4 protein-coding genes are annotated in these 3,276 nt (G+C 73.0%); 3 read left to right on the top strand and 1 reads right to left on the bottom strand.

Going from position 1 to position 3,276, the window contains the following annotated elements:
- Positions 1 to 1,055: MMPL family transporter (locus tag GT030_RS07315; RefSeq protein ID WP_161200377.1), on the bottom strand; the 1,055-nt coding region annotated here is incomplete at its 3' end.
- Between the two features lie 230 nt (positions 1,056 to 1,285).
- On the opposite strand from GT030_RS07315, the gene GT030_RS07320 reads away from it, so the two are divergent.
- From GT030_RS07320 to GT030_RS07330, 3 genes are all read left to right on the top strand, one after another.
- Positions 1,286 to 1,861, top strand: coding sequence for a cysteine hydrolase (locus tag GT030_RS07320; RefSeq protein ID WP_161200378.1), 576 nt, complete (start codon positions 1,286 to 1,288; stop codon positions 1,859 to 1,861).
- A 57-nt stretch (positions 1,862 to 1,918) separates the two neighbouring features.
- The gene (locus GT030_RS07325) at positions 1,919 to 2,722 is read left to right on the top strand and encodes a maleylpyruvate isomerase family mycothiol-dependent enzyme (protein WP_161200379.1); all 804 of its coding nucleotides are present in this window, start codon (positions 1,919 to 1,921) and stop codon (positions 2,720 to 2,722) included.
- A gap of 73 nt (positions 2,723 to 2,795) precedes the next feature.
- Positions 2,796 to 3,011: an antitoxin gene (locus GT030_RS07330; RefSeq protein WP_161200380.1), complete on the top strand. Its 216-nt coding sequence runs from the start codon at positions 2,796 to 2,798 to the stop codon at positions 3,009 to 3,011.
- Positions 3,012 to 3,276: the final 265 nt, after the last annotated feature.

Genomic DNA, 3,276 nt, shown 5'->3' on the forward strand with positions numbered 1-3,276 from the left:
GCGTGCCGGTCGACCACCGCCGTGACCAGGGACCAGCCCCGCCCGCCCGCCCGGCCGGAGTGCGGACCCCGGGGCCAGAACATCGCGCACGGGCCGAGGAGTACGGCGGCCGGGACGAAGGTCAGCGCGGCCGGCACGCAGCAGGCCATCGCCACGGCACCGGCGAGCGCCAGGGAGTGGTTGGCGGGGAGGGCGCTGAGGAGGAGGGCGACCATGGCGCAGGCCACCGTCGCCGCGCTCGCCGCGATGGGCGCCCAACTCGCCCGCCACGCCGTCCGCATGGCCGCCGAAGCCGACATCTCCGGGGCGTGCTCGTGGTACCGCGCCAGCAGGAGCAGGCCGTAGTCCGTGGTCGCTCCGATGACCAGTACGGAGAGGATGCCCTGCCCCTGCCCGTCGACCGTCAGCACGCCCCGGCTCCGCAGCGCGTAGAGCACCGCACTGCACAGGGTCAGCGCGAGGACCCCGGACGCGGCCACCACGAGGGGCAGCAGGATGCTCCGGTGGACGAGGAACAGGATCGCGGCGACGGCGGCCAGCGCGATGACCAGCAGTTTGCCGTCGATGCCCGCGAAGGAGGTCTCCAGGTCGGCTTGCCCTGCCGCCGGTCCCGCCAGCCGGACCCTGCTGTCCGGCAGTGAGGCGGCGGCCTTCCGGACGCGCTCCAGGGAGGGGCCGAGCCCTGCGTCGTCCGCGGCGGTGAGGGCGACGACGCAGACGAGGGAACGGCCGTCGGCCGAGGAGGTCACGGCGCCGGGGGAACCGACCGGGCGGGGCAGCCCGGCGAGGACCCGCTGTGCCGCCTTCGTGCTGAGCCGCTTGGCCGAGGTGGCCTCCCAGACGATCACGACCGGTGGGCCCCCGGTCGGCCCGCCGGCCTCCTTGGCCACCCGGCTCGACTCCGCCGACGCGGGCAGCGTCATCGCCGGCCGCCGTGCCGCCTCCGACGCCAGCCGGCCGGGAAAGGCGGCCGTGCACACCGCCACCACCAGCCACGCGACCACGACGAACACCGGAAACCGCGCCACCACGAACTGCCGGCCGAACAAATGCACTACCTCACCTCACGTGTGGGGACGGTTCCGACGCCCGCGCTCCGGCACGGCACCGCCCGAATCCATGGATGCTCGACTCGTTCGCGGGTGATCCGGTGCCGCCACCCCGAAGGGATCGGTGAAAGGGCCCCGATTACCTCCATCGGCCGAGCGTGGGCGCCCATCGCGGCCGGTACGCGACGAGTGCGACGATGAGCGCTCTCGGCTCCTGACTGCGGAGGACGGCGGGCATGACGAGCAGTGCGCTCCTGGTGATGGACGTCCAGCGGGACGTGGTGGCCCTCGCCGACGACGGCTCCGGCTATCTGCCACGCCTGCGCGGGGCGATCGACGGTGCGCGGGCCTGTGGCATTCCCGTGATCTACGTCGTGATGGGGGTGCGGCCCGGCGATCCCGAGGTCGGCCCGCGCAGCAAGGTGATGGCCCACGTCCTGCGCGCCGGGCTGTTCACCGAGGGGGCTCCTGGCTCCGGGATCCATCCCGGCATCGCACCCCGGCAAGGGGATGTCGTGGTCACCAAGCGACGGGGGAGCGCGTTCTCGGGGAGCGACCTCGATCTGGTCCTCAGGGCTCGGGGTGTCGACAGTCTCGTACTCTCCGGCATCGCCACCAGCGCCGTGGTGCTGTCCACCCTGTGGCACGCGGTGGACCTGGACCTCGGCGTGACCGTCCTGGCGGACGGCTGTCTCGACACCGATCCCGAGGTCCACCGGATGCTCGTCGAGCGGTTGTTCCCGCAGTGGGCGGACGTGGTCACCATCGAGGACTGGCTCAGCGCGATCGGAGCGCCCCGCCCCTTGTCCTGAACATGGAGGTCTGGTTTCGTACCGCATGATCATTCAGACCTGAGGAGAGCGGGCGGCGTGGAGACGAACAGCGGGGACGCCCTGCCGGAAGGACTCGGCCGGGCGATACGGGAGACGGCCCGGGCCATCGCCGCGCTGCTGGACGGCGCGACGGACCCGGCCGCGCCCGTACCGGGGCTGGAGTGGACCGTCGGGGAGACCGCGGCCCATCTGGCCCTGGCAGGCGGCCTGATGGCCGATCTCGCCGCTGGTCAGGACCGTCCCTACGGCGACGGCACTCCGCAGAGCCTCGCCGCGGCCAACGCGCGCAGCCTCACCGAGTTCCCGGAGCGTGGGGCGGAACCGCTGGCCGCGATGATCGTGGAGCAGGCGGAGGCGTTCCTGGCGGCGGTGGAAGGGACCGACCCGGACCGGAAGCTCGTGACCCCGCTGGGCCCCATGACCAAGGACGTGCTCGCCTCGTACCTCCTGACCCACATGCTGGGGCACGGCTGGGACCTCGCGCGCGGGGTGGGCCGGCCGCACATGATCGACCGGACGCGGGTGGGGCTGTGCCTGCCGTTCCTGAAGACGGCGATGCCGCGTGTGGCGGTCGCACCGGCCGGGCTGACGGCCCGTTACACCCTGCGGGTGCGGGGCGGCGAGACCTTCGGGGTCACCTTCGCCGAGGGGGCCGTCCAGGTGCTCCCCGGCCCGCCGGAGCGCTCCGAGTGCACCATCCTCACCGAGCCGGTCACCTTCCTCCTCATCGCGCTGGGCCGCGTGGGCCCCTGGCAGGCCATGGCGCGCGCCGGCGTACTCGCGTGGGGCCGCAAGCCCTGGCTCGCGCCCCGCTTCCCCTCGCTGTTCAAGGCGCCCTGATTCAGGGGGTAATCGACGGGTAGCCGTAGCCGTAGCCGGGAACGACGCACGCACCAACCGCAGGAGGCTTCCCATGAGCAAGTTCGGGGATCTGGCGAACAAGGCCAAGGACCTGGCCAAGGGCCACCCTGACCAGGCCGACAAGGGCGTGGAGAGTGTCGAACGGCTGATCGACGAGCGCACGGGCAACAAGTACGACGCCCAGACCGACAAGGCCGCCGATGCCATCCGCCGCTCCTACGGCGGCAGCGAGACCCCGAGGGGCCCGCAGGACACCCCGGAACGCTGACGGCCCTGCGGGGCGGTACGGAAACACGGAGGGCGGGAGACGCGACGCGCGTCTCCCGCCCTCTGCGTGCTCGCCCCCGACTCCCCGGATGGTGACAATCGGCCGCATGGCCGAAGAACCGCCCGAGAAGACGCCCGACGGGCACTTCGTCGTCATCAACGGCCGACGCCGGCGGGCGAGTGACCCCGACATCCCGGCGGACGTCGCCGCGCGACTGCGGCGGCATCTCATGGCCGGGCGGCGGGGCGTGCGGGACGCCGAAGAC

It is taken from the genome of Streptomyces sp. SID1328 (assembly GCF_009865595.1).
Classification (GTDB): domain Bacteria; phylum Actinomycetota; class Actinomycetes; order Streptomycetales; family Streptomycetaceae; genus Streptomyces; species Streptomyces griseoluteus.

Excerpts from the sequence above, each read along its gene's own strand:
- GT030_RS07320 (WP_161200378.1), top strand. The coding sequence starts at position 1,286 with ATGACGAGCAGTGCGCTCCTGGTGATGGACGTCCAGCGGGACGTGGTG.
- GT030_RS07330 (WP_161200380.1), top strand. The coding sequence starts at position 2,796 with ATGAGCAAGTTCGGGGATCTGGCGAACAAGGCCAAGGACCTGGCCAAG.